A 25,768-nucleotide genomic window follows, 5' to 3' on the forward strand; every position below is an offset into this window, starting at 1 on the left:
CGTACCTGAAGTCCGTTTGATCGGCCCGGGAGGGGAGCAGGTAGGCATCGTGCGTATCGAAGATGCCCTCCGCGTCGCCGTGGATGCCGATCTCGACCTCGTCGAAGTAGCTCCAGACGCCAAACCACCAGTTTGCAAGATCATGGACTACGGCAAGTTCAAATATGAGGCGGCGCAAAAGGCGCGCGAGTCTCGCAAAAACCAGCAGCAGACGGTCGTCAAGGAACAGAAGCTGCGACCCAAGATCGACCCTCACGACTACGAAACCAAAAAGGGCCACGTGATCCGATTTCTGGAGGCGGGATCGAAAGTCAAGGTGACCATCATGTTCCGCGGACGTGAGCAGTCGCGGCCCGAATTGGGCTACCGGCTACTACAACGCCTGGGCTCCGATGTCGCCGACTATGGATTCGTCGAGACGTCGGCCAAGCAGGACGGGCGCAACATGACGATGGTATTGGCACCCCACCGCGGCGCAAAGACTCGTGCGCGTGCGGCGGAACAAGCCGGCGGCCCCACACCCCAGCCCGCACCGTCCACCGATACCGAACCATCGCCGAACTGATACAGACAGACAGAGGACGGAAAGACAGATGCCTAAGACCAAGCCGCACAGTGGTGCGTCGAAGCGATTCCGCCGCACCGGCACCGGGAAGATCGTGCGTCAGAAGGCCAATCGCAGGCACCTGCTCGAGCACAAGTCGAGCACCCGAACGCGACGCCTAGAGGGGCGTACCGCCGTGTCCGCCAACGACACCAAGCGGGTCAACAAACTGCTCAACGGCTGACCAGCGCCCATAAACCAAGGCAGCGGCGTAACACCATTACGTCCAGACGACGATAGGAACACCCATGGCACGCGTAAAACGGGCGGTCAATGCCCAGAAGAAGCGGCGCACCATTCTGAAGGCTTCGAAGGGCTACCGGGGCCAGCGATCGCGCCTCTACCGCAAAGCCAAAGAGCAGCAACTGCATTCACTGAACTACGCGTACCGTGACCGCCGTGCGCGCAAAGGCGAGTTCCGCAAGCTGTGGATCTCCCGGATCAATGCGGCCGCCCGCGCCAATGACATCACCTACAACCGGCTGATCCAGGGCCTAAAGGCCGCCGGTGTCGAGGTCGACCGCAAGAACCTCGCCGAGATCGCAATCAGCGACCCGACGGCGTTCACCGCGCTGGTCGGTGTCGCCCGGGCCGCTCTGCCCGACGACGTCAACGCGCCTTCCGGAGAGGCTGCGTAACCCGGCCCGGCGGTTGACGGTTTAGCGCCCGGTGCTCACCGAACGATCGGCCCGGGTGGTCGCTGCGGTCAAACTTCACCGGCAGGTCGCCCGGCGCCGAGCGCGGCGCTTCCTGGTGGAAGGCGCGCACCTGGTCGAGGCCGCGGCCGGGCGCGGACTGATCCGCGAAGTTTTCGTCACCGAGACGGCTGCACAGCGCTACGCGGCTCTGCTCGACGGTCAGGACGCCGCCGTTAACCTCATCACCGAGCGCGCCGCAAAAGCCTTGTCGGACACGGTGACTCCGGCTGGTTTGGTGGCGGTATGCGAACAGCCCAGCGTCAGCCTGGACGATGTGCTGATCGATGCGCCGCGGCTCGTCGCAGTGGGAGTGGAGATCGGGGAACCAGGCAACGCGGGCACCTTGATTCGCATCGCCGACGCGATGGGCGCCGCAGCGGTGGTGTTCGGCGGGCCCACCGTCGACCCGTACAACGGAAAATGTCTGCGCGCGTCGGCGGGCAGCATCTTCGCCGTCCCAGTCGTCGTCGCGCCGGACGTCGGTGCGGCGGTCAGCGCGCTGCAGGCTAACGGCTTGCGGGTACTGGCCACGACGTTGGACGGTGAGTCATCCCTCGACGATGTCGAGCTTGCCGCGCCGACGGCATGGCTATTCGGCGCCGAGTCGCACGGCTTGTCACCTCAGCTGGCCCAACAAGCCGACATCCGGGTGGCCATTCCGATGTCCGGCGGTGCGCAAAGCCTCAATGTGGCTGCCGCGGCGGCGATTTGCCTCTACCAGAGCGCACGAGCCCAGCGGGCGGGCCGCTAGATCCGATTGCCGGGCTCGCCCCCTCGCCGCTCCGCGGCTGGGAGGTATCCCCACCTCATCGCGCTTTCGCGCTCTGCATCGTCGCCCGGCTGGGTTAGGCGGCCTTGCCGCGACCCCGCGCCGGCCGCAGCCCGGCCAGCGAAAAGGTGGTATGCACCAGCGATCCGGCACGCTCGATGATGCTCTTGGGCAGCGGGGTACGAGGCGGGAAGTAGTGCATCGGCAACCCGCGGCGGTCCCGCGGCGGCGCCATGAAACTCGGCGCCTCCACCAGCGGCGCATCGACGGCGGAGCGGCCTTCGGCCCGTCGATAGGCGGCCAGCGCACGTGGATGCAAGCGGATCTCGTCGGGCACTGCCAGAAACGCCAGCTCGACCATTTTGCCGAACAGTCGCAGCACCACTTCGTCGCCTGGAGTCCATCGCATTCCGGCCTTTTCGCGAACAGCAGGCTCGAACAGTCCGGCCGCGATCCAGCGTTGCCCCGCTACGAGTGGCTTGAATAGTTGGTCCCACAACGGCGTGGGCATCAGCACGAATTTCGGTTTGGGAATGCGTATTTGGAAGATGTCCAAGGTGGCTTGGTTGATCTCCAGCTCGTCGCGGCAGACCCGTTGCCAGTACTCCTGGAAGTCCTCCCACGACTTGGGCACCGGCCGCATGCTCATTCCGTACATCCGGTACCACTGCACATGCTCGTCGAACAGCTGACGCTTTTCGGCTTCGGACAACCCGCCGCAGAAGTACTCGGCCACCTTGATCACCAACATGAAAAACGTTGCGTGCGCCCAGTAGAACGTCTCCGGGTTCAGCGCGTGGTAGCGGCGACCGGTCGCATCGACGCCCTTGATGGTGTGGTGATACTGCTTGATCTGCTCGCCGGTCTGGGCGGCGCGATTGCCGTCGTAGACGACGCCCATGATCGGATACACCGACCGTGCGACGCGTTGCAGCGGTTCGCGGAGCAGGATCGAATGCTCCTCGACGCCGGCGCCCAATTCCGGATACATGTTCTGGATCGCGCCGATCCACACGCCCATCATCCCGGTGCGCAGGTCACCGAAGTACTTCCAGGTCAGCGAGTCCGGGCCCAGTGGAGCACCCGCCGGTTTGGCCTCACGCTGCTCGACCGACAACGGCGTGATCGGCGTCATGGTCATCACAGGCCTCCTGGTCGGAGATGAGCGGTGATTCCACGATAATGTTGACAACAGATGTTGTCTATCATTTCCACGGGCGCGGCGAACGCTGTTATCCACTCTCGACCCGTGCGTCGTAAGCGCGTGATCAGCCGGTTTGTTGCGGAACGTGGCGTACACCACGACCGCGGTCGTTGCCGGTCTGTCCCGACACGACTTACCCTGGGCGCTGTGAAACTCGGGCCCTACGAGGCGTCCGGCGAGCCCGAGCAAACGGCGACCACGCCGGATTCGCCTGGTTTACGACAACAGTCGCCGCGGTCACTACACGGGGCAGCGGAGTGGTTGCGTCGCAGGAACCAAAGTCCAGGCGTCATTGAGCTGATCCGTCGAGCTCGTCGCGCACTGCCCGGCGACCCGGAATTCGGCGATCCTCTGTCAACAGCGGGCGAGGGCGGGCCGCGGGCCGCTGCCCGCGCCGCCGGTCGGCTGCTGGGTGAGCGCGGCGGCGCGTCTCGAGAATTCGGTCTCGGCGCACTGCAGGTGTGGCAGGCGTTGACCGAAGGCGTCTCCAAACGCCCGGCAAACCCCGAGGTCACGTTGGTTTTCACCGATTTAGTGGGTTTCTCGACGTGGTCGTTGGAAGCCGGTGACGACGCGACGCTCAAACTTTTGCGACGGGTGGCGCGAGCAGTGGAACCGCCACTGCTGGATGCCGGCGGGCACATCGTCAAGAGGATGGGCGACGGCATCATGGCGGTGTTCGACGACCCACTGGTCGCGGTCGGCGCGGTACTCGCTGCCAAGCGGGCATTGAAGGCGGTCGACGTCGACGGCTACCACCCGCGGATGCGGGTTGGAATTCACACCGGGCGCCCGCAGCGGTTGGCCTCCGACTGGCTCGGCGTCGACGTCAACGTCGCCGCCCGGGTCATGGAGCGCGCGACGCGGGGCGGAGTAATGGTGTCGGGCGCCACACTGGACGCGATTTCGCAGACGGATTTGGAAGCATTGGGCGTCACCGCCAAGCGGGCGCACCGACCCGTCTTCGCAGGTAAAACGCCCGGACTGCCGGCTGATTTGGCCATTTACCGTCTCAAAGGCAATGCCGAAACTGTCAGGGATTTGTCAGGTTTGGACGGTGCAGACGATGACGATTCGCAGGCATAGTAGATAGCGATGATTTTCGGCTTTTTGTCGCGGATGGCGCGCGTCCGGATCACGCTCGGCTACGCGTTCGCTTTGATGTCCGTCAGTGTCGCACTCGTGGTGCTCGGCCCACGGGTGCGCGAGCACGTGATTGGGCAGGCCAGCACCAACCTGCACAACCTGGCACACGGGCACCTGGCGACCCTGTTCGGTAGCGCATTCATCACCGATTCCGGGCCCATGTGGTTTTGGCTACCCTGCTTGGTTTGCCTGCTCGCCCTGGCCGAGCTGACCTGGCGCAGCGGACGGTTGGCCTTGGTGTTTGTCACCGGGCATGTCGGCACGACGCTGCTGGTCGCCGCCGGACTCACCGCGGCGATCGAATTTGGCTGGTTGCCGCTGTCGATCTCCCGTGCCAGTGATGTCGGCGTGAGCTATGGCGCGGTGGCGGTGCTGGGCGCGCTGACCGCGGCCGTCCCGCGCGCGTGGCGGCCGGCCTGGATTGGTTGGTGGCTTCCTGTCGGCATCGCGTCCGCCGCGCTGGGCGACGACTTCACCGATGTAGGGCACTCCGTCGCCTTGGTACTGGGCATGCTGGTCTCCACCCGGTTGGCGGGCCCGGCCCAGTGGACCCGGCTGCGCTACGCATTGCTGGCGGTCGGTGCGAGCTTTGGATTCCTGATGTTGGCGCACGGACAGTGGACGACGCTGGTCGGAGGCGCCGTCGGCCTGCTGGGCGCTGCGGCGGCTGTGGGGCTCGCCCGCTTGCGCGCCGTGCGCGGTCAGCTGCCGGTGGCCGCGTCGGCGGCTCCCGAGCCAGCACTCAACGGCTGACGCGTGCTGTCGTGGTCCGGACGGCGAAACGGGCCGACGGCTTCCAATCGTCGCTGCCGCGACCACATATGATCGGCACTTGCGCGTCACGCCGTGCCGCGAATCCCCAGATGCACCGCAAGGAGAGTGTCGCCGCGTGGGTGAGCCCGTGTCTCGTCTACGAGCCGTTGACCTGTCGCTGGAGGCGTTGACCGCAGCGGTCGACGCAGCGCGGCAAGCGTTCGCAGCCGCCACCGACCTCGATGCACTGGCACGCGCCAAGACCGAGCACCTCGGTGATCGTTCACCGCTGGCACTGGCCCGCCAGGCGTTGGCTTCGGTGCCCAAGGCCGATCGTGCTGAGGCCGGTCGTCTTGTGAACAGCTCCCGCGGCGACGTTCAACAAAGTTACGACGAGCGACTGGCGGCCTTGCGCGCTGAGCGGGACGCCGCGGTCTTGATCGCCGAGCGCATCGACGTGACGTTGCCGTCGACCCGCCAGCCGACCGGCGCGCGGCATCCGATCACGATTCTTGCCGAGCACGTTGCCGACACCTTCATAGCAATGGGGTGGGAACTGGCCGAGGGGCCCGAAGTCGAGACAGAGCAGTTCAACTTCGATGCGCTCAACTTCCAGCCTGACCACCCGGCGCGCAGCGAACAGGACACCTTCTATATCGCTCCGGACGGCTCTCGACAGTTGCTCCGCACCCACACGTCGCCGGTGCAGGTGCGCACACTGCTCGAGCGTGAGCTCCCGGTCTATATCGTCTCGATCGGTCGCACATTCCGCACCGACGAACTAGACGCCACACATACGCCGGTCTTCCATCAGGTGGAGGGGCTGGCGGTGGATCGCGGTCTGTCGATGGCCCACTTGCGCGGAACGCTCGACGCATTCGCCCGGGCCGAGTTCGGACCGCAGGCGCGCACCAGGATTCGTCCACACTTCTTCCCGTTCACCGAGCCGTCCGCGGAAGTCGACGTGTGGTTCGAGAACAAGAGGGGCGGCGCCGGCTGGGTGGAGTGGGGCGGCTGCGGAATGGTGAACCCGAATGTGTTGCGCGCCGTCGGTATCGATGCGCAAGTGTATTCCGGCTTTGCATTCGGGATGGGGCTGGAACGCACCCTGCAGTTCCGCAACGGCATCCCCGACATGCGTGACATGGTCGAGGGTGACGTCCGGTTCTCGCTGCCGTTCGGGGTGGATGCCTGATGCGCGTCCCCTACAGCTGGTTACGCGATGTCGTCTCGGTCGGTGCCCCGGGCTGGGATGTGCCGCCCGACGATCTCGAACAGACGCTGCTCCGCATAGGCCACGAAGTCGAAGAAGTGATCACGCTCGGCCCGGTCAGCGGACCGCTGACCGTTGGTCGGGTAACGGACATCGAAGAGCTCACCGAGTTCAAAAAGCCGATCCGCGCCTGCAAAGTCGACGTCGGCGAAGACCAGCAACGCGAAATCGTCTGCGGCGCAACTAACTTCGGTGCGGGCGATCTCGTCGTGGTGGCGCTGCCCGGAACAACGCTGCCCGGTGGCTTCACGATCACCCAGCGAAAGACCTACGGTCGCACCTCCGACGGCATGATTTGCTCGGCAGCCGAACTCGGTTTGGCCACAGACCATTCCGGCATCCTGGTGCTGCCGCCGGGAACTGCTGAACCCGGCGCCGTCGGTGTCGAGGTGTTGGGCCTTGACGAGGTCGTCTTTCACCTGGCTATCACCCCGGATCGGGGTTATTGCATGTCGATTCGCGGTTTGGCCCGGGAGATCGCCTGCGCCTACGACCTGGACTTCGTCGACCCGGCTTCCAGCGATGTGGTTCCCGCGCTGCCCCGCGAGGCGGACGCCTGGCCGTTGACCGTGCAGCCGGAGACCGGCGTGCGCCGGTTCGCGCTGCGCCCGGTGACCGGGATCGACCCGACCGCGGTGTCACCGTGGTGGCTGCAGCGCCGGCTGTTGCTCTCGGGGATCCGGGCCATCTCGCCGGCCGTCGACGCGACGAATTACGTGATGCTGGAGTTGGGCCACCCGATGCACGCGCACGATCTCAAACGGATCACCGGCGGCTTCGCGGTGCGGTTCGCCCGGTCCGACGAGACCGTGGTCACCCTCGACGACATCGAGCGACGGCTCAACCCCGCCGATGTGCTGATTGTCGATGACGTTGCGACCGCGGCGATCGGTGGCGTGATGGGGTCCGGTAGCACCGAGATGCGCGACGACTCCACTGACGTCCTGCTGGAGGCCGCGGTATGGGATCCGGCGGCGGTGTCCCGCACTGCGCGGCGGCTGCACCTGCCCAGCGAGGCCGCCCGCCGCTACGAACGCGAGGTCGACCCGGCCATCTCGGTGGCGGCGCTGGATCGCTGCGCGAGATTGCTCGCCGACATCGCCGGCGGTCAAGTGTCCGAAAAGCTGACCGACTGGCGCGGCGACCCGCCGCGAGACGACTGGGCTGGCTCGCCCATCCCGGTAGCCGCCGACCTGCCGGACCGCACGGCCGGGGTGAGCTATCAGCCAGGCACGACAGCCCGGCGACTCGCCCAGATCGGCGCCGCGGTGACCGCTGACGGCGAAACCCTGACCGTGACGCCACCCAGCTGGCGGCCTGACCTGCTGCAGCCGGCCGACCTGGTCGAGGAGGTGCTGCGGCTGGAGGGTCTGGAGCGCATCCCGTCGGTGCTGCCGGCGGCGCCGGCCGGTCGCGGCCTGTCGGCCAACCAACGGCGCCGTCGCGCGATCGGAAAGTCGCTGGCTCTGTCGGGCTACGTGGAGGTCTTGCCGACGCCGTTTCTGCCGGCCGGCGTTTTCGACGCCTGGGGCCTGCCCGCTGACGACCAACGGCGACACACCACCCAGGTGCTCAACCCGCTGGAGGCCGACCGGCCGCATTTGGCCACCACTCTGCTGCCGGGCGTATTGGAAGCGTTGGCGCGCAACGTGTCCCGCGGCATCGTCGACGTCGCGCTGTATGCCATCGCGCAGGTGGTGCAGCCAACCGAGCAGACCAAGAGCGTCGGACGCATCCCAGTAGACCGGCGCCCCACCGACGAGGAAATCGCACAGCTCGACGCATCGCTGCCGCGCCAACCCCAGCATGTCGCCGCGGTGTTGACCGGGCTGCGGGAACCCCGCGGCCCCTGGGGTGACGGCCGGCGAGTGGAAGCGGCCGATGCATTCGAGGCGGTTCGGATCATCGCCCGGGCGAGCGGAATCGACGTGGCGCTGCGGGCGGCCCAATATCTGCCGTGGCATCCAGGCCGCTGTGCCGAGGTGCTGGTCGGCGAAACGCTCATCGGCCATGCCGGGCAGCTGCATCCCGCGGTGATCGAGCGCTCCGGTCTGCCCAAGGGCACCTGCGCGGTCGAACTGAACCTCGACGCCATGCCCATCGGCGGGGCATTACCCGCGCCGCGGGTTTCGCCGTTTCCGGCCGTGTTCCAAGATGTCAGCCTCGTGGTGGACGCCGATGTCGCCGCGCAGACGGTCGAAGACGCGGTCCGCGACGGCGCCGGGGAACTGCTGGAGGGTGCGTGGCTGTTCGACGTCTACACCGGCCCGCAGGTCGGGGAGAACCGCAAGTCGCTGACGTTCGCCCTGCGGTTCCGTGCGGCCGATCGCACACTCACCGAGGACGAGGCCAGTGCGGCCCGAGACGCGGCGGTGCGCTGCGCTGCGGAGCGGGTTGGCGCGGTGCTGCGGAGCTGAATCGGCTGGTCGAGCGTCGAGTTGTCGGGCCGAATCGGCACCAAACCGCCCAACAAGTCGACGTTGGGCCGAGAACTAGAGAATGAATTTGCAACGCTATGCATAGTCATGCAACGATTGACGGCATGACCCAGGGGATACGTGTGGCGGTGGCCGGCGCCAGCGGCTACGCCGGCGGGGAAATCCTGCGGCTGCTGCTCGGCCATCCGGCTTACCACGACGGTCGGCTGACGATCGGCGCGGTGACCGCCGCCGCCAGCGCGGGCAGCACCCTGGCCGACCACCATCCGCACCTGTTGCCGCTGGCAGGACGGGTACTCGAAGCCACCGACGCCGATGTGCTGGATGGCCACGACGTGGTTTTCCTCGCGCTACCGCACGGACATTCGGCCACGTTGGCGCAACAGCTGAGTCCCCAGACGCTGGTCGTGGACTGTGGCGCGGATTTCCGCCTGACCGACCCGAACGCATGGCAGCGCTTTTACGGCTCCGAGCACGCCGGCAGCTGGCCGTACGGGCTACCCGAGCTGCCCGGCGGGCGGGAGTCACTCCGCGAGGCCCGGCGCATCGCGGTGCCCGGCTGCTATCCGACCGCCGCGCTGTTGGCGCTTTTCCCCGCCGTGGCCGCCGACCTCATCGATCCCGCCGTCAACGTCGTCGCGGTCAGCGGCACATCTGGCGCCGGCCGCGCCGTGAAAACCGAGCTGCTCGGTTCGGAGGTCATCGGGTCGGCGCGGGCTTACAACATCGCCGGCGCGCACCGGCACACCCCCGAAATCGTCCAGGGCCTCAAGCACGTCACCGACCGGGACGTCACCGTGTCGTTTACCCCGGTGCTCATCCCCACCTCGCGCGGCATCCTGGCGACCTGCACCGCGCGCACCCAGTCGCCACTGTCGCAGCTGCGCGCGGCCTACGAAAAGGCTTACCATGCTGAGCCTTTCGTTCACCTGTTACCTGAGGGGCAGCTGCCGCGCACCGGTTCGGTGATCGGCAGCAACGCCGCGCACATCGCGGTGGCAATCGACGAGGACGCCGCCACCTTCATCGCCATCGCGGCGATCGACAATTTGGTCAAGGGCACCGGTGGTGCTGCCGTGCAGTCGATGAACCTGGCGCTCGGCTTGCCGGAAACCGACGGTCTTTCGGTGGTCGGAGTGGCGCCGTGACTCGCGCAGATGCCCATCTGGTCCGCGCGCAGGGTGTGACGGGGCCGGCTGGCTTCCGCGCCACCGGGATCGCCGCCGGGATCAAGTCGTCGGGTGCGCTCGACCTGGCCCTGGTGTTCAACGAGGGCCCCGACTACGCGGCCGCCGGAGTATTCACCCGCAACCAGGTGAAAGCGGCACCCGTGCTGTGGACGCAACAGGTGCTGACGACTGGCCGGCTGCGGGCGGTGATCCTGAACTCCGGCGGCGCCAACGCCTGCACCGGTCCGGACGGGTTCGCCGACACTCACGCCACCGCCGAAGCGGTCGCCGCCGCGTTGTCGCACTGGGGCACCGAAACCGGCGCAATCGAAGTCGCCGTGTGCTCCACCGGATTAATCGGTGACCGGCTGCCGATGGACAAGGTGCTGGCCGGGGTTGGTCACGTCGTGCACGAGATGGCCGGCGGGCTGGCCGGTGGCGAAGAAGCCGCACGGGCCATCATGACCACCGACACCGTGCCCAAACAGGTTGCGCTGCACCATCCGGACAACTGGACGATCGGCGGAATGGCCAAGGGCGCCGGGATGCTCGCGCCCTCGCTGGCGACCATGCTGTGCGTGCTCACCACCGATGCCGTCGCCGACGCCGGTGCGCTCGAGGACGCGCTGCGCCGGGCCACCGCGCAGACGTTCGACCGCCTCGACGTCGACGGCAGCTGCTCGACCAACGACACTGTGCTGCTTCTTGCCTCCGGTGCAAGCGAGATCGCGCCTACCCAAGCTGATCTCGACGACGCCGTGCTGCGCGTCTGTGATGATCTGTGCGCGCAGCTGCAGGCCGACGCCGAAGGCGTCACCAAACGGATCACCGTGACCGTCGCGGGGGCAGCCACCGAGGACGACGCGCTGGTTGCCGCCCGGATGGTTGCCCGCGACAGCCTGGTCAAGACCGCCCTATTCGGCTCCGATCCGAACTGGGGGCGGGTGCTGGCCGCGGTCGGTATGGCCCCGATCCGACTCGACCCGGACCGGATCACCGTGTCGTTCAACGGATCTCCGGTGTGCATCGACGGTGTCGGGGCGGTGGGCGCACGTCAGGTGGATCTGTCAGGTGTGGACATCGACGTACTGGTCGACCTCAAAATCGGCGACGGCCAGGCGGCCATCCGCACCACCGACCTGTCGCACGGCTACGTCGAAGAGAACTCGGCCTATTCGTCATGAGCACTACCGCAGTGTCGATCCAGGCGAAGGCGCAGGTGTTGGCCGAGGCCCTGCCCTGGCTCAAGCAATTACACGGCGAGATCGTGGTGATCAAATACGGCGGCAACGCGATGACCGACGATGCGCTGCGCTCCGCGTTCGCGGCCGACATGGCGTTCTTGCGTAACTGCGGGGTCCACCCCGTCGTTGTCCACGGCGGCGGGCCGCAGATCAGTGCCATGTTGCAGCGGCTCGGGATCGCCGGCGACTTCAAGGGCGGCTTCCGCGTCACCACACCCGAAGTGCTCGACGTAGCGCGGATGGTGTTGTTCGGTCAGGTGGGCCGCGAGTTGGTCAACCTGATCAACGCGCACGGGCCTTATGCGGTCGGCATCACCGGGGAGGACGCGCAGCTCTTCACGGCGGTCCGGCGAAGCGTTACCGTAGACGGCGTGCCTACCGACATCGGGCTGGTGGGCAACGTCGACCATGTCAACACCGCGGCGATCCTCGATCTTATTGCAGCGGAACGGATCCCGGTGGTTTCAACGTTGGCTCCAGACAGCGAAGGTGTTGTACACAACATCAACGCCGACACCGCAGCCGCAGCGCTGGCCGAAGCGCTGCGAGCTGAAAAGCTGCTGATGCTGACCGATATCGACGGCCTGTACACCCGCTGGCCGGACCGCGATTCACTGGTCACCGAAATCGACACGGCCACATTGTCGCAACTGCTGCCGACGCTGGAAACCGGCATGATCCCCAAGATCGAGGCATGCCTGCGCGCAGTCGGCGGCGGGGTGCCCAGCGCCCACATCATCGACGGCCGCGTCGAGCATTGTGTGCTGGTCGAATTGTTCACTGACGAAGGCACCGGCACGAAGGTGGTGAGCGCGTGAGTAATACGGCAACGATGCAACAGCGGTGGTCCGCGGTGATGATGAACAACTACGGCGTCCCGCCGGTCGTATTGGCCAGCGGCGACGGTGCGGTGGTCACCGATGTGGATGGGAAGTCCTACCTGGATCTGCTCGGCGGCATCGCGGTCAACGTGCTCGGACATCGTCACCCCGCCGTCATCGACGCCGTGACGCGACAGATGTCAACGCTGGGACATACCTCCAATCTGTACGCCGCCGAACCCGGTATCGCGCTGGCCGAGGCGTTGGTCGGCTTGCTGGGCTGCGATGCAGAGACGCGGGTGTTCTTCTGCAACTCGGGTACCGAGGCCAACGAGTTGGCGTTCAAACTTTCCCGGCTGACCGGGCGGACGAAACTGGTTGCAGCTCAAGAAGCTTTCCATGGCCGGACGATGGGATCGCTGGCCCTGACCGGTCAGCCCACCAAGCAAGCGCCGTTTGCACCGCTGCCCGGTGACGTCACGCATGTCCCATATGGCGACTCCGATGCCCTTTCGGCGGCTGTCACTGATGAGACCGCGGCGGTGTTTTTGGAGCCGATCATGGGGGAAAGCGGTGTCGTCGTCCCGCCCGATGGCTACCTCGCGGCCGCCCGCGACATCACCTCCGAGCACGGCGCCTTGCTGGTTCTCGACGAGGTGCAGACCGGGATGGGCCGCACCGGTACGTTTTTCGCCCACCAGCATGACGGCATCACTCCCGACGTGGTGACGTTGGCCAAAGGCCTCGGCGGTGGGCTGCCGATCGGGGCGTGCCTGGCGGTCGGGCGGGCCGCGCAGCTGCTGTCACCCGGTCTGCATGGCAGCACCTTCGGTGGTAACCCGATCTGCGCGGCGGCGGCGCTGGCGGTGCTGCGGGTACTGGCCGCCGACGATCTGGTGCGACGCTCCGAAGTGCTCGGAAAAACCCTGCGTCAGGGCATCGAATCGCTGGGCCACCCGTTGATCGATCACGTCCGCGGCCGCGGCTTGCTATGCGGCGTGGTGCTGACTGCACCAGCCGCGAAAGACGCCGAGATCGCCTGTCGCGCTGGTGGCTTCCTGGTCAACGCCGCCGTGCCCGACGTGATTCGGTTGGCGCCGCCGTTGATCATCACCGAACATCAGATCGACGCCTTCGTCACCGCGCTGCCGGACCTCCTGGATACGGCAAGGGCAACCCGATGACACGACACTTCCTGCGCGATGACGACCTGTCACCCGATGAACAGGCCGAAGTGCTCGCACTGGCCGCCGAGCTGAAAAAGGATCCGTTCAGCCAGCGCCCGCTGGACGGCCCACGCGGCGTCGCCGTCATCTTCGACAAGAACTCGACCCGTACCCGGTTTTCGTTCGAGGTGGGGATCGCTCAACTGGGCGGGCACGCCGTGGTGGTGGACGGCCGCAGCACCCAGCTCGGCCGCGAAGAGACCCTGCAGGACACCGCGAAAGTGTTGTCCCGCTATGTCGATGCCATCGTTTGGCGCACCTACGGGCAAGCGCGCCTGGCCGCGATGGCCGAAACCGCGACGGTGCCGATCGTCAACGCACTGTCCGACCAGTTCCACCCCTGTCAAGTACTCGCCGATCTGCAGACCGTCGCCGAACGCATTGGATCGCTGCGCGGCTTGAGCATGTCGTACTTCGGCGACGGCGCCAACAACATGGCGCATTCGCTGATGCTCGGCGGGGTCACCGCCGGCATGGACGTGACGATCGCCGCTCCCGACGGCTTTGCGCCGGATCCATCGGTGGTCGCTGCCGCCGAGCGACGCGCCGCGGACACCGGCGGGTCGGTGACAATCACCGCAGACCCTGCCGCTGCAGCGTCGGACGCCGACGTGCTGGTCACCGACACCTGGACGTCGATGGGCCAAGAGGACGACGGACTGGACCGGGTTCGGCCGTTCCGTCCGTTCCAGCTCAACGCCGGGCTGCTTTCGCTGGCTAACTCGGAAGCTGTTGTGCTGCATTGCCTCCCGGCACACCGAGGGCATGAGATCACCGACGATGTGCTCGACGGGCCGCACAGCGCGGTGTGGGACGAGGCCGAAAACCGGCTGCATGCGCAAAAGGCGCTGCTGGTCTGGCTTTTGGAGCGGTCGAAATGACTCGCAGCGGCCCGAAGGCCGCATCGGAAGTCACCCGTGCCGCGCGGCAGGCGCGTATTGTCGCGACCCTGTCGTCGGCTGAGGTCCGCAGCCAGAGCGAGCTGGCCGCGCTGCTGGCCGCCGACGGGATCGAGGTCACGCAGGCCACCTTGTCGCGGGACCTGGAGGAGCTCGGCGCGGTGAAGCTGCGCGGCGCCGACGGTGGGGTGGGCATGTATGTGGTGCCCGAGGACGGCAGCCCGCTGCGCGGGGTATCGGGTGGCACCGGCCGGCTGGCGCGGCTGCTGAGCGAATTGCTGGTGTCCACCGACGCGAGCGCAAACCTGGCCGTGCTGCGCACCCCGCCCGGCGCAGCCGACTATCTGGCCAGCGCGATCGACCGGGCAGCGCTGCCGTACGTCGTCGGGACGATCGCCGGTGACGACACCATTTTCGTTGCGGCTCGCGAGCCGATGACCGGCGCGGAGCTTGCAACCGTGCTCCAAGACCTCAAATAACCTGCGAAACAAGGAGAGCAATTCATGTCCGAGCGCGTCATCTTGGCGTATTCCGGCGGTTTAGACACCTCGGTGGCGATCAGCTGGATCGGCAAGGAGACCGGCCGAGAGGTGGTCGCGGTCGCGATCGATCTGGGCCAGGGCGGTGAGGACATGGACGTGGTACGCCAGCGGGCGCTGGATTGCGGCGCTGTCGAAGCGGTCGTCGTCGACGCCCGCGACGAGTTCGCCGACGGTTATTGCCTGCCGACCATCTTGTCCAACGCGCTCTACATGGATCGCTACCCGCTGGTGTCGGCGATCAGCCGGCCGCTGATTGCCAAGCATCTGGTGGCCGCGGCCCGTGAGCACGGCGGAAGCATCGTCGCGCACGGTTGCACCGGTAAAGGCAATGACCAGGTCCGATTTGAAGTTGGATTCGCCTCGCTGGCACCGGATCTGGAGGTCCTCGCACCCGTTCGCGACTACGCGTGGACCCGCGAGAAGGCGATCGCATTCGCCGAAGAGAACGCCATTCCGATCAACGTCTCCAAACGCTCACCGTTCTCGATCGACCAGAACGTGTGGGGCCGGGCGGTGGAAACGGGCTTCCTGGAACACCTGTGGAATGCGCCAACCAAGGACATCTACGCCTACACCGAAGATCCCACCGTCAACTGGAATACCCCCGATGAGGTGATCGTCGGATTCGAGCGAGGCATTCCGGTGTCGATCGACGGTAGACCGGTGTCGGTGCTGCAGGCGATCGAGGAGCTCAACACCCGTGGGGGTGCGCAGGGAGTCGGCCGCCTGGATGTGGTCGAAGATCGGCTGGTGGGCATCAAGAGCCGCGAAATCTACGAAGCGCCGGGGGCGATGGTGTTGATCACCGCGCACACCGAACTCGAGCACGTCACGCTCGAGCGCGAGCTGGGGCGGTTCAAGCGTCACACCGACCAACGCTGGGCGGAACTGGTGTACGACGGATTGTGGTACTCGCCGTTGAAGACAGCGCTGGAGGCTTTCGTCGCCAAGACCCAGGAACACGTGTCAGGTGAAATTCGGATGGTGTTGCACGGCGGCCACATTGCCGTCAACGGGCGGCGCAGCGCCGAATCGCTCTACGACTTCAACCTCGCGACCTACGACGAAGGGGACAGCTTCGACCAGTCCGCCGCCAAAGGCTTTGTGTACGTGCACGGCCTGTCGTCGAAAATCGCCGCGCGCCGTGACGTGGCCACTGATCAACCATGACCACCAACGAAGGATCGTTGTGGGGCGGGAGGTTCGCCGACGGCCCGTCCGATGCGCTGGCCGCGTTGAGCAAATCCACCCACTTCGATTGGGTGCTGGCGCCTTACGACATCACCGCGTCCAGGGCGCACACCGTGGTGCTGTTCCAGGCCGGCTTGCTCACCGAGGAGCAGCGTGACGGGCTGCTGGCCGGGCTGGACAGCCTCGCGGAGGATGTCGCTGACGGCAGTTTCCTTCCGCTGTTTACCGATGAGGACGTGCACGCCGCGCTGGAACGCGGACTGATTGAGCGGGTTGGGCCCGACCTGGGCGGTCGGCTGAGGGCGGGCCGTTCACGAAACGATCAAGTGGCCACCCTGTTTCGGATGTGGCTGCGTGATGCCATACGCCGAGTGGCCGCCGGTGCGCTCGAACTCGTCGCCGCGCTGGGCACCCAGGCCGCTGCTCACCCAAGCGCGATCATGCCGGGCAAGACCCACCTGCAGTCTGCGCAGCCGATCCTGCTGGCACACCATCTGCTTGCGCACGCCCACCCGCTGCTGCGCGACGTCGACCGGATCGTCGACCTGGACAAGCGCACCGCGGTGTCGCCGTATGGCTCCGGGGCGTTGGCAGGGTCGTCGTTGGGGCTTGACCCAGACGCGATCGCCGTACAGCTAGGATTCGCGACCGCAGCTGACAACTCGGTAGACGCCACTGCGGCAAGGGATTTCGCCGCAGAAGCCGCGTTTGTTTTCGCGATGATCGGGGTCGACCTGTCACGGCTTGCCGAGGACATTATCCTTTGGAGCTCAACCGAATTCGGCTACGTCACCTTGCATGACTCGTGGTCGACCGGCAGCTCGATCATGCCGCAGAAGAAGAATCCCGACATCGCTGAGCTGGCGCGCGGCAAGTCCGGTCGGCTGATCGGGAACGTCGCGGGGCTTCTCGCAACGCTGAAAGCGCAGCCGTTGGCTTACAACCGGGACCTGCAAGAGGACAAGGAGCCGGTGTTCGACTCGGTGGCGCAATTGGAGTTGCTGCTGCCCGCGATGGCCGGACTGGTCAGCAGCCTGACGTTCGACACCGAGCGGATGGCAGCGCTGGCCCCGGCAGGCTACACCATGGCCACTGACATCGCCGAATGGCTGGTGCGCCAAGGGGTCCCGTTCCGCGACGCGCACGAGTCGGCAGGAGCGGCCGTGCGGGTCGCGGAGCAGCGGGGCGTCGGCCTGGAGGAGCTGACCGACGACGAACTGGCCGCCGTCAGCAGCCAGTTGACCCCCGAGGTCCGCGAAGTGCTGACCATCGAGGGTTCGGTGTCATCGCGCGACGCGCGCGGCGGCACCGCGCCAAGCCAGGTCGCCACACAGCTCGACGCGGTTCATGTTGTGGCCCAACGACTTCGACAAGAGCTCAGGCGCTAGGCTGCGACGGCTCACACCCACCGACGTTCCTGGATAACCCCTAGCAGGGAGCGCGCGGCCTGGGTCAGTGGATCGTCATCCCCCAGCAGGGTGCTGCATTCTGCGATCAACGGTTCCGTCCAAGCACGAGCGCTGTCGAACTCATGACCCCGCCAGAGCGTATGGGCCAGCTCATAGCGGCGGCTCAGGCACGTGCGGGAGGCCGTTCCGGACTCCCGGATAGCCTGCCCTACCGATTTTTTGGCATCGACAACTGCATTCATCATGTCTTCCAACTCGGCACGTATTTCCTCGGCATGCTCGGCGACGCTGTCTCTGCCGTCTTCATCGAGGGTGCCGAAATCGCCCCACGGCCGTTCCGGGTTGAAGTCGAGATCGCGGTCTTCGATCTCGAATTCGATCAACAGCTCCGTCGATACCTCATCCTGCGTGTCGAGTGTTTCTTGCCAGGCAATCCGTTGCTCTGCCAACATCTGTCGACCGGCCACGGTCAGATCATGCTGTTCGCCCAGCGCCCGCACTTCATCGTCAACGAGGACCTCCCAATCAGAGACCCGATCGAGGATCTGGCTCTCAGCGGGTGGCAACCACAGCGCCCGGGTGTGCCGCGCCAGCAGCGTGTGCTGATGGTCATAGCCCAATACCGAAGTGAGCACCGGAATCAGCCGGTCGAATTCACTGACCGCGGCGGCTATATCTCCGGCCTCGCCCACACAGATGGCGGCGGCGAGTTGGACGGCGACACTGTCCGGGTGGTGATCGCCCAGCGTTTGTCGCATGCCCAGCGCGGTGGCCGTCAGTTCATCGCGCGCGCCTATCCGGTCGCCCAACTGTCGTCGCAGCTCTCCGATTTGGTGGCGTGCGCCGAGCGTGGAGTGGTGTTCGGTTCCGAAGACCCGTTGCTCGTCGCCGTAGAGGGCCACCCACACCGGTAACGCTTCTGCCGGATTGAGGCCCAATTCCGGGTCAGAGCATGCCAGGATGTGGCGCGCTGACACTGTGCTCGGGTGATCGGCACCTAGCACCTCGGTCGCTGCCGGAACCACCTCCCGGGCCGCATCCAGCGCACCGGAGATATCACCCGCGCCGAGCCGCCAGCTGTGGATCAGCGCCGCAATCGCCAGAGTGTCAGGATGGCGTTCCCCCAGAGCCTCGGTATGCGCGGTCAGAATCTGAGCGCCGTAACGCAAAGCGCTTTCAAAATCGCCGGCTGCTGCGCTTGCCGCCGTCGCTTCGTATAGTGTGCTCGGCACGACCGCACTGCTCGACAACTCTTCGTCATCCGACACGAGGTTCCGCCCCCCACAATCGCTTTCACAGACGGGCTCGGATACCGGGCCTCGAGATAGGTTGCATCCCGAGCCTACCGCGCGCAGCCGGGACCTAAGCGCACGATAATTTCGGCACCCAGCGTCGAGAAGCGCGGCCTAAGCGGGGCTTATTCGACGAGCTCTGAAAGCTCCATCCACCGGTTCTCCAGCTCGGCGACGTCGCCTTCCAGCTGGCGCAACTTCTGGGTGAGCCGGGTGACGCCGACGTGGTCGGATTGGTCATGTTCGGCGAGTTCGCGGTGCGCGGCGGCGATCTGGTCGGCCATCCGTGCCAGCCTGCGGTCGATTGCGCCGATCTCCTTTTGGGCGGCGCGCAATTGTGCGCCCGACATTGTCTGCGGCTCAGCGGTACTGGTGGCCGGCGCGGCAGAACGGGCTGTTCTCGCATGCGCGGCGAGCCTCAGGTATTCGTCGACACCGCCGGGCAGATGCCGCAGCCGGCCGTCCAGGATTGCGTATTGCTGATCGGTGACACGCTCCAGCAGGTAGCGGTCGTGCGAGACGACGATCAGTGTGCCGGGCCAGGAGTCGAGAAGATCTTCGGTGGCGGCCAGCATGTCGGTGTCGACGTCGTTTGTCGGCTCGTCGAGCAGCAGGACATTGGGCTCGGCCAGCAGGGTGAGCATCAGTTGTAGCCGCCGGCGCTGCCCGCCGGACAGCTCGCCAACCCGTGCCGACAGCTGCTCTCCGGCGAAACCGAGCCGCTCCAACAACTGCGCCGGAGTCATGTCACGGCCGTCGACTTGATAGCCACTGCGTAGCCGGCCCAACACGTCGGCGACCCGCTCGCCGGACAGCGGCGCCAGCTCATCATCTTGCTGGTCGAGGATGGCCAACTGAACAGTCTTGCCGCGCTTGATTTTTCCGCTATCGGGTTGCACCGCGCCGGTGATCAGCCCGAGCAGGGTAGACTTGCCGGCGCCGTTAGCGCCGACGATGCCGGATCGTTCACCCGGGCCGATTCGCCAGTCGACATCGCGCAGTACCGGCTGGCCGTTGAACGAGACCGAGACGTCAAGCAGGTCCACCACGTCCTTGCCGAGCCGCGCGGTGGCAAGTTTCGCCAACTCAACAGTGTTGCGCAGCGGCGGCACGTCGGCGATCAGCTGGTTGGCCGCATCGATTCGGAACTTCGGTTTCGACGTGCGCGCCGGTGGGCCGCGGCGAAGCCAGGCCAGCTCCTTGCGCATCAGGTTCTGTCGCTTGGCCTCGGCGGCGGCGGCCCGCCGGTCTCGCTCGACGCGCTGCAACACATAGGCGGCATAGCCGCCGTCGAACGGCTCGACGATTCGGTCGTGCACCTCCCACATCGTGGTCGCAACCTCGTCGAGGAACCACCGGTCGTGAGTCACCAGCAGCAGTCCGCCGGTGTTGCGGGCCCAACGTTGACGCAAGTGGCCGGCCAGCCAGGTGATGCCTTCGATGTCGAGGTGGTTGGTCGGTTCGTCGAGCGTGATGACATCCCAATCGCCGACGAGCAGTGCGGCCAGCTGTACCCGTCGCCGCTGGCCACCGCTGAGCGTGCCGATCGTCGCGTCCCAGGCGAGGTCCGCGACCAGTCCGCCGACCACGTCGCGGACGCGCGGATTACCCGCCCACTCGTGCTCCGGACGGTCGCCCACCAGTGTCCATCCCACCGTGCTGCCCGAGTCCAGGTTGTCAGCCTGGCTCAGCGCACCGACCCGCAAGCCGCTGCGCTGGGTCACCCGCCCGGCGTCCGGGCGCACCCGCCCGGTGAGCAACCCCAGCAAACTGGACTTGCCGTCTCCGTTTCGTCCCACGATGCCGATGCGGTCGCCGTCGCTGACCCCGACGGTCAGCGATTCGAAAACGACCTGAGTCGGATACTCCAGGTGCACCGCCTCGGCCCCCAACAGGTGTGCCACCGGCCCGACCTTAGCTGGCGGGCCGGCGGGCAGACTACGCTGGCTAACGCACTGGCACCGTGACCAAAGCTGCTGGCCTACCCCCTGCGATATGCCATGATGTGCAGGCTGTCAGGCCCACACGCAGCACAGAACCGTCTCAGTTGGTAGGGAGCGACGGCATGGATCTGAACCTTTCGGCGGTCACGCGACCGGTTGAGCGTCTGGTAGCGACAGCGCAGAACGGCTTGGAAGTTCTGCGGCTCGGCGGCCTGGAAACCGGCAACTCCCCGTCGCCTTCTCAGGTGGTGGAGAGCGTCCCGATGTACAAGCTTCGGCGGTACTTCCCGCCGGACAGTCGGCCGGGGCACCCGCAGGCGGGCCCGCCGGTCCTTTTGGTGCACCCGATGATGATGTCGGCGAATATGTGGGACGTCACCCGCGAGGAGGGGGCGGTCGGCATCTTGCACGCCGCCGGGCTGGATCCGTGGGTCATCGACTTCGGCTCACCCGATCAGGTCGAGGGCGGCATGCGGCGGAACCTGGCCGACCACATCGTCGCGCTGAGTGAGGCGCTCGACGCGATGACCGAAGTCACCGGTCAGGACGTGCATCTGGCCGGCTATTCGCAGGGCGGGATGTTCACCTATCAGGTGGCGGCGTATCGACGCTCGAAAGGCATCGCCAGCATCATCACGTTCGGCTCCCCGGTGGATACCTTGGCGGCTCTCCCCATGGGGCTTCCGCCCAACTTGGCTCCCGGTATCGCCAATTTCATGGCCGACCATGTGTTCAACCGGCTGGATATCCCAAGTTGGTTGGCGCGCACTGGTTTTCAGATGCTCGACCCGCTCAAGACCGCTAAGGCGCGGCTCGATTTCGTGCGTCAGCTGCACGACCGTGAGGCGCTGCTGCCGCGGGAAGCTCAGCGCAGATTCCTGGAGTCGGAGGGCTGGATCGCCTGGTCTGGCCCAGCAGTCTCCGAGCTGCTCAAACAATTCATCGCGCACAACCGGATGATGACGGGCGGTTTCGCCATCAACGGTCAGCTGGTGACGCTCACCGACATCACTTGTCCGGTGCTGGCTTTCGTCGGTGAGGTCGACGACATCGGTCAGCCGGCCGCGGTGCGAGGTATTCGTCGCGCAGCACCCAATGCAGAGGTGTACGAATACTCGCTGCGGGCCGGTCACTTCGGGCTGGTGGTCGGATCCAGAGCGGCACAGCAGACCTGGCCAACCGTCGCCGACTGGGTGCTCTGGATTTCCGGGCACGGCGACAAACCCACTGACATGTTCCCGATGGCCGACCAGCCGACCGAGCACGCCGACCGCGGCGTCGCGCTGAGTTCCAGGGTGGCGCACGGCCTGGGTGAGGCATCCGGGGTGGCGCTGACGATCGCCCGTGGTGCAGCCGACGCGGTCGTTGCAGTCAACAAGTCCATGCGCACGATCGCCGTCGAGACCGTCCGAACCTTGCCGCGTCTGGCCCGACTGGGCCAGATCAACGACCACACCCGCATCTCGCTGGGCCGGATCATCGGCGAACAGGCGCACGATGCGCCCAACGGCGAATTTCTGCTCTTCGACGGACGCGTTCACACCTACGAGGCGGTCAACCGGCGCATCGACAACGTCGTGCGCGGCCTCATCGAGGTCGGGGTCCGCCAGGGCGAACACGTCGGTGTGCTGATGGAAACCCGGCCGAGCGCGCTGGTGGCCATCGCCGCGTTGTCGCGGCTGGGCGCCGTCGCGGTGCTGTTGAAGCCCGACGTCGACCTGGCAGCGGCGGTCCGCCTCGGCGGCGTGACCGAGATCATCACCGACCCGCCCAACCTCGAGACCGCGCGGCAACTGCCGGGGCAGATCCTGGTCCTCGGTGGCGGTGAGTCGCGTGATCTGCATCTGCTCGATGACGCCGGCGTCATCGACATGGAACAGATCGACCCCGACGCCGTCGAGCTCCCGGCCTGGTATCGGGCCAACCCCGGGCTGGCCAGGGATCTGGCGTTCGTCGGGTTCAGCACCGCCGGCGGCCAACTCGTCGCCAAGCAGATCACCAACTACCGATGGGCGCTGTCGGCGTTCGGCACCGCCTCGACCGCGGCCTTAAGCCGTACCGACACGGTCTACTGCCTGACGCCGCTGCATCACGAATCCGGGCTGCTGGTCAGCCTCGGCGGCGCGGTGGTCGGCGGCGCCCGCATCGCCTTGTCGCGGGGCCTGCGCGCGGACCGATTCATCGCCGAAGTACGTCAGTACGGCGTCACCGTCGTCTCCTACACCTGGGCCATGCTCCGCGATGTCATCGACGACCCGGCGTTCGTGTTGCGTGGGAATCACCCGGTGCGGTTGTTCATCGGCTCCGGCATGCCGACCGGAATGTGGCAGCGAGTGGTCGACGTGTTTGCGCCCGCGCATGTCGTCGAGTTCTTCGCCACCACCGACGGTCATGCGGTGCTGGCCAACGTGTCTGGCGCCAAGATCGGCAGCAAAGGCCGGCCGCTGCCGGGAGCCGGACGCGTCGAACTGGGCGCCTACGACGCCGAGCATGACCTGATCCTGGAAACCGACCGCGGGTTGGTGCGGGTCCCAGACGTCGGCGAAGTCGGGGTGCTGCTCGCCGAGCCTCGTGGACCGATCGACCCGACTGCCTCGGTCAAACGTGGGGTATTCGCCCCGGCCGACACCTGGATCTCCACCGAGTACCTCTTCCGTCGTGACGCCGACGGCGACTTCTGGTTAGTGGGCAGGCGCGGTTCGGCCGTGCGGACGGCGCGCGGCATGGTGTTCTGCGAGCCGATCACCGATGCGCTCGGGCTGATTCCGGCGGTGGACCTTGCGGTGACCTATGGCGTGCAGGTGGACGGTCACCACGTCTCAGTGGCCGCCGTTACCTTGCGGCCGGGCGCAACGATCACGGCAGCGGATCTCACCGAAGCGGTGGCCGCCATGCCGTTCGGGTTGGGCCCCGACATCGTGCATGTGGTGGGGGAGCTAACGCTGTCCGCCACATATCGCCCGACGGTAAGTCCGTTGCGCGCGGCCGGGATTCCCAAGCCGGGGCGGCACGCATGGTATTTCGATGCTGACACCAACCAATTCCGGCGGTTGACGGGCGCGGTGCGAGCGGAGATGTCCGATGCGTAATGACGATCGGGGCCGGCGTGATTGACGAAACACTGCTGAGCATCCTGGTCTGCCCGGCCGATCGAGGCCCGCTGGTACCGGTCTCCAAAGGCGACCAGGAGTTGCTGTACAACCCACGGATGCGGCGTGCTTACCGCATCGAGGACGGCATCCCGGTGCTGCTGGTCGACGAGGCGATCGAGGTCGGCGACGACGAGCACGTTAGGCTTACGGCGCAGAAAAATGAGCCAAATCCCCAGTGAGGTATCGCTGTAGGTTCGGAGCGATCGTGTCGGCGATCTGCTCGGCGGGCAGCGACTTGAACGGCTCCAATTCCAGGATGTAGCGCGCCAACACCACGCCCGCCAATTGCGATGCCACGAACTGGATGCGGATGATCCCGGTGCCGGGCGGGTTGTCGACCCGCGGACCTATCTCGACCGCAATCACGTCCTGGATGAACGAACGAAACAGGTTGACCTCCGATCCGGCCAGGATCGAACGTAGCGTAGCGATCAAGCCGGTACCGAGTTCGGAGTCCCAGAGCGGCAACAACATTGACGGAATTGCATGGCCGAGTTTCTCGACGGGCACCTCGCGCAGCGGGCCGATGATGTCCATCGGGTTGATCGGGATCCGGACAGCCGCGGCGAACAGCTTTTCCTTGGTGCCGAAGTAGTGGTGCACCAATGCCGAATCCACGCCCGCCGCTGCGGCTACCGCACGTATCGAGGTATTGCCGATTCCGTTGCGGGCAAATAGTATTCGGGCATTCTCCAGAATCCGTTCCCGTGTGCCGGAATTGCCCGCCGGTCGGCCAGGCCGTTTACGCCCGGTGCTGGTGGTCCCCACGCTACGGTGTCCGTCGCCGAAGGGTTGCCGCCGCCAGGCATAGCGCCGCAATCGCAAACCCCAACACAGCCAAAATGTCACGTACCGCGACGCCGGTCAGATCGGTGTGTGCAGCCACCTGTTGCAGAGCCTCCAGGGCATAGCTGGCCGGCATCACGTTGCTGATCCAGTGCAACCAGGTCGGCATCAGTGCACGCGGGACGATGATCCCGGCCAGCAACAGCTGCGGCACCATCACCAGCGGAATGAACTGCACGGCCTGAAACTCGGTTCGCGCGAACGCACTACACAGCAATCCGAGGCCGACTCCCAGTACGGCGTTGACGATCGCAATCAGGAACACCCATAACGGATTGCCGGCGGTGTCGAAGCCGAGGAGCCAGAACGACACCGTGCAAGCTAACGTGGCCTGCAGCGCTGCAGCGACCGAAAAGGCTGTGCCATATGCGATCAGCAGATCAAGCCGGCGCAGCGGAGTAGTCAGGATCCGCTCCAACGTTCCCGAAGCCCTTTCGCGCTGCATGGTGATCGCCGTGATGATGAACATCACGAACAGCGGGAAAAGGCCGAGCAGGATCAGGCAGGCGTTGTTGAACGGCGATGGCGCGCCCGGACGGTGTGGGGCGTTCTCAAACATGAAGTACATCAACGTGATAACCAAGATCGGCACCGCGAGGATCATCGCCACGCTGCGGTGATCGGCGGCCAGCTGGCGCAGAATCCGCGTCGTCGTAGCGGTGTAGCCCCGCAGCCCTAACCGGCCTGGCGCTTCGTGCTGCGCCTGATGATGGACAGAAACGCGTCCTCCAGTGACGTGCATCCGGTGTCCTCTCGTAGTTGGGTCGGGTTGGTCTGGGCGACCAGGTGGCCGTCGCGCATCAGCAACAGGTCACCGCAGTGGTCGGCTTCGTCCATCACGTGGCTGGAAACCAGCAGCGTGGTCCCGCCGTGGGCGAGTTCGGCGAACTGGTCCCAGAGATCTGCCCGTAGCACCGGGTCCAACCCGACCGTGGGCTCGTCGAGCACGAGTAGTTCCGGCTGGCAGACCAGCGCGCACGCCAGCGACACCCTGGTGCGCTGACCGCCGGACAGATTCCCGCAATAGGCAGTGCTGTGATCGCTCAGCCCCACCCGATCGATCGCGGAGTCAGCGGCGCTGCGGTCAAATCCGTACAGCGACGCGAAATAGCGGACGTTGTCGACGATCCGCAGGTCGTTGTAGATCGT

The 25,768-nt window shown here is 66.1% G+C and carries 24 protein-coding genes; 18 read left to right on the forward strand and 6 right to left on the reverse strand.

The features are described from left to right. The 4 genes from infC to WBF82_RS20325 all read left to right on the forward strand — a co-directional run. Positions 1–565 (forward strand): translation initiation factor IF-3 (infC, locus tag WBF82_RS20310; RefSeq protein WP_424384731.1); only part of this gene is annotated, 565 nt, incomplete at its 5' end. A 28-nt stretch (positions 566–593) separates the two neighbouring features. Beyond that, complete coding sequence (gene rpmI / locus WBF82_RS20315; protein ID WP_424384732.1) at positions 594–788, forward strand: 50S ribosomal protein L35; 195 nt, start codon at positions 594–596, stop codon at positions 786–788. A gap of 64 nt (positions 789–852) precedes the next feature. After that, positions 853–1,242, forward strand: coding sequence for a 50S ribosomal protein L20 (gene rplT / locus WBF82_RS20320; RefSeq protein ID WP_424384733.1), 390 nt, complete (start codon positions 853–855; stop codon positions 1,240–1,242). Between the two features lie 31 nt (positions 1,243–1,273). Then, the gene (locus WBF82_RS20325) at positions 1,274–2,053 is read left to right on the forward strand and encodes a TrmH family RNA methyltransferase (RefSeq protein WP_424384734.1); all 780 of its coding nucleotides are present in this window, start codon (positions 1,274–1,276) and stop codon (positions 2,051–2,053) included. 94 nt (positions 2,054–2,147) lie between these two features. Here WBF82_RS20325 and WBF82_RS20330 read toward each other — a convergent pair whose 3' ends face one another. Then, the gene (locus tag WBF82_RS20330) at positions 2,148–3,206 is read right to left on the reverse strand and encodes an oxygenase MpaB family protein (protein ID WP_424384752.1); all 1,059 of its coding nucleotides are present in this window, start codon (positions 3,204–3,206) and stop codon (positions 2,148–2,150) included. A 330-nt stretch (positions 3,207–3,536) separates the two neighbouring features. On the opposite strand from WBF82_RS20330, the gene WBF82_RS20335 reads away from it, so the two are divergent. From WBF82_RS20335 to argH, 12 genes are all read left to right on the forward strand, one after another. Then, positions 3,537–4,361: an adenylate/guanylate cyclase domain-containing protein gene (locus WBF82_RS20335; RefSeq protein WP_424384753.1), complete on the forward strand. Its 825-nt coding sequence runs from the start codon at positions 3,537–3,539 to the stop codon at positions 4,359–4,361. 9 nt (positions 4,362–4,370) lie between these two features. Beyond that, positions 4,371–5,174, forward strand: coding sequence for a rhomboid-like protein (locus WBF82_RS20340; RefSeq protein WP_424384735.1), 804 nt, complete (start codon positions 4,371–4,373; stop codon positions 5,172–5,174). Between the two features lie 136 nt (positions 5,175–5,310). Further along, a complete protein-coding gene (gene pheS / locus WBF82_RS20345; RefSeq protein WP_424384736.1) occupies positions 5,311–6,369 on the forward strand; it encodes a phenylalanine--tRNA ligase subunit alpha in 1,059 nt (352 codons plus the stop codon). Then, the gene (gene pheT, locus WBF82_RS20350; protein WP_424384737.1) at positions 6,369–8,864 is read left to right on the forward strand and encodes a phenylalanine--tRNA ligase subunit beta; all 2,496 of its coding nucleotides are present in this window, start codon (positions 6,369–6,371) and stop codon (positions 8,862–8,864) included. The genes pheS and pheT overlap by 1 nt, the downstream gene beginning before the upstream one ends. Before the next feature lie 125 nt (positions 8,865–8,989). Next, complete coding sequence (gene argC, locus WBF82_RS20355; RefSeq protein WP_424384738.1) at positions 8,990–10,033, forward strand: N-acetyl-gamma-glutamyl-phosphate reductase; 1,044 nt, start codon at positions 8,990–8,992, stop codon at positions 10,031–10,033. Continuing rightward, a complete protein-coding gene (gene argJ / locus WBF82_RS20360) occupies positions 10,030–11,238 on the forward strand; it encodes a bifunctional glutamate N-acetyltransferase/amino-acid acetyltransferase ArgJ (protein WP_424384739.1) in 1,209 nt (402 codons plus the stop codon). The genes argC and argJ overlap by 4 nt, the downstream gene beginning before the upstream one ends. After that, positions 11,235–12,116, forward strand: coding sequence for an acetylglutamate kinase (argB, locus tag WBF82_RS20365; RefSeq protein WP_424384740.1), 882 nt, complete (start codon positions 11,235–11,237; stop codon positions 12,114–12,116). Before argJ ends, argB begins: the two co-directional genes overlap by 4 nt. Continuing rightward, entirely contained in the window at positions 12,113–13,303 is a 1,191-nt protein-coding gene (locus WBF82_RS20370; protein ID WP_424384741.1) for an acetylornithine transaminase, read from the forward strand. Before argB ends, WBF82_RS20370 begins: the two co-directional genes overlap by 4 nt. Further along, on the forward strand, positions 13,300–14,226 hold the full coding sequence (gene argF, locus WBF82_RS20375; RefSeq protein ID WP_424384742.1) for an ornithine carbamoyltransferase: 927 nt from the start codon (positions 13,300–13,302) through the stop codon (positions 14,224–14,226). The genes WBF82_RS20370 and argF overlap by 4 nt, the downstream gene beginning before the upstream one ends. Further along, the gene (locus WBF82_RS20380; protein ID WP_424384743.1) at positions 14,223–14,723 is read left to right on the forward strand and encodes an arginine repressor; all 501 of its coding nucleotides are present in this window, start codon (positions 14,223–14,225) and stop codon (positions 14,721–14,723) included. Before argF ends, WBF82_RS20380 begins: the two co-directional genes overlap by 4 nt. 24 nt (positions 14,724–14,747) lie before the next feature. Beyond that, entirely contained in the window at positions 14,748–15,956 is a 1,209-nt protein-coding gene (locus WBF82_RS20385; RefSeq protein WP_424384744.1) for an argininosuccinate synthase, read from the forward strand. Beyond that, on the forward strand, positions 15,953–17,365 hold the full coding sequence (gene argH, locus WBF82_RS20390; RefSeq protein WP_424384745.1) for an argininosuccinate lyase: 1,413 nt from the start codon (positions 15,953–15,955) through the stop codon (positions 17,363–17,365). The genes WBF82_RS20385 and argH overlap by 4 nt, the downstream gene beginning before the upstream one ends. Before the next feature lie 11 nt (positions 17,366–17,376). On the opposite strand, the gene WBF82_RS20395 is transcribed toward argH, so the two are convergent. Then, positions 17,377–18,618, reverse strand: coding sequence for a tetratricopeptide repeat protein (locus WBF82_RS20395; protein ID WP_424384746.1), 1,242 nt, complete (start codon positions 18,616–18,618; stop codon positions 17,377–17,379). Between the two features lie 185 nt (positions 18,619–18,803). Continuing rightward, the gene (locus WBF82_RS20400) at positions 18,804–20,582 is read right to left on the reverse strand and encodes an ABC-F family ATP-binding cassette domain-containing protein (protein ID WP_424384747.1); all 1,779 of its coding nucleotides are present in this window, start codon (positions 20,580–20,582) and stop codon (positions 18,804–18,806) included. A 161-nt stretch (positions 20,583–20,743) separates the two neighbouring features. Here WBF82_RS20400 and WBF82_RS20405 point away from each other — a divergent pair, with 161 nt between their 5' ends. Both WBF82_RS20405 and WBF82_RS20410 read left to right on the forward strand, forming a co-directional pair. Beyond that, positions 20,744–23,710, forward strand: a complete 2,967-nt coding sequence (locus tag WBF82_RS20405; RefSeq protein WP_424384748.1) for an acyl-CoA synthetase — start codon at positions 20,744–20,746, stop codon at positions 23,708–23,710. A 17-nt stretch (positions 23,711–23,727) separates the two neighbouring features. After that, positions 23,728–23,952, forward strand: coding sequence for a Trm112 family protein (locus WBF82_RS20410; RefSeq protein WP_424384754.1), 225 nt, complete (start codon positions 23,728–23,730; stop codon positions 23,950–23,952). On the opposite strand, the gene WBF82_RS20415 is transcribed toward WBF82_RS20410, so the two are convergent. From WBF82_RS20415 to WBF82_RS20425, 3 genes are all read right to left on the reverse strand, one after another. Further along, positions 23,918–24,541 carry a TetR/AcrR family transcriptional regulator gene (locus WBF82_RS20415; RefSeq protein WP_424384749.1) on the reverse strand — a complete coding sequence of 208 codons (624 nt, stop codon included), beginning with the start codon at positions 24,539–24,541 and terminating at the stop codon, positions 23,918–23,920. The genes WBF82_RS20410 and WBF82_RS20415 overlap by 35 nt on opposite strands. A 1-nt stretch (position 24,542) precedes the next feature. Continuing rightward, positions 24,543–25,361, reverse strand: a complete 819-nt coding sequence (locus WBF82_RS20420) for an ABC transporter permease (protein ID WP_424384750.1) — start codon at positions 25,359–25,361, stop codon at positions 24,543–24,545. Continuing rightward, the coding region (locus WBF82_RS20425) for an ATP-binding cassette domain-containing protein (protein ID WP_424384751.1) at positions 25,295–25,768 on the reverse strand (474 nt) is incomplete at its 5' end. The genes WBF82_RS20420 and WBF82_RS20425, both read right to left, overlap by 67 nt.

This window comes from Mycobacterium sp. (genome assembly GCF_049673265.1).
Taxonomy (GTDB): domain Bacteria; phylum Actinomycetota; class Actinomycetes; order Mycobacteriales; family Mycobacteriaceae; genus Mycobacterium.

What these genes read in the sequence shown, in the direction of transcription:
- rpmI (WP_424384732.1), top strand. Translation starts at nt 594, where the DNA reads ATGCCTAAGACCAAGCCGCACAGTGGTGCGTCGAAGCGATTCCGCCGC.
- rplT (WP_424384733.1), top strand. Translation starts at nt 853, where the DNA reads ATGGCACGCGTAAAACGGGCGGTCAATGCCCAGAAGAAGCGGCGCACC.
- WBF82_RS20330 (WP_424384752.1), bottom strand. Translation starts at nt 3,206, where the DNA reads ATGACGCCGATCACGCCGTTGTCGGTCGAGCAGCGTGAGGCCAAACCG.
- WBF82_RS20340 (WP_424384735.1), top strand. Translation starts at nt 4,371, where the DNA reads ATGATTTTCGGCTTTTTGTCGCGGATGGCGCGCGTCCGGATCACGCTC.
- pheT (WP_424384737.1), top strand. Translation starts at nt 6,369, where the DNA reads ATGCGCGTCCCCTACAGCTGGTTACGCGATGTCGTCTCGGTCGGTGCC.
- argC (WP_424384738.1), top strand. Translation starts at nt 8,990, where the DNA reads ATGACCCAGGGGATACGTGTGGCGGTGGCCGGCGCCAGCGGCTACGCC.
- argB (WP_424384740.1), top strand. Translation starts at nt 11,235, where the DNA reads ATGAGCACTACCGCAGTGTCGATCCAGGCGAAGGCGCAGGTGTTGGCC.
- argF (WP_424384742.1), top strand. Translation starts at nt 13,300, where the DNA reads ATGACACGACACTTCCTGCGCGATGACGACCTGTCACCCGATGAACAG.
- WBF82_RS20380 (WP_424384743.1), top strand. Translation starts at nt 14,223, where the DNA reads ATGACTCGCAGCGGCCCGAAGGCCGCATCGGAAGTCACCCGTGCCGCG.
- WBF82_RS20385 (WP_424384744.1), top strand. Translation starts at nt 14,748, where the DNA reads ATGTCCGAGCGCGTCATCTTGGCGTATTCCGGCGGTTTAGACACCTCG.
- argH (WP_424384745.1), top strand. Translation starts at nt 15,953, where the DNA reads ATGACCACCAACGAAGGATCGTTGTGGGGCGGGAGGTTCGCCGACGGC.
- WBF82_RS20405 (WP_424384748.1), top strand. Translation starts at nt 20,744, where the DNA reads ATGGATCTGAACCTTTCGGCGGTCACGCGACCGGTTGAGCGTCTGGTA.
- WBF82_RS20420 (WP_424384750.1), bottom strand. Translation starts at nt 25,361, where the DNA reads ATGCACGTCACTGGAGGACGCGTTTCTGTCCATCATCAGGCGCAGCAC.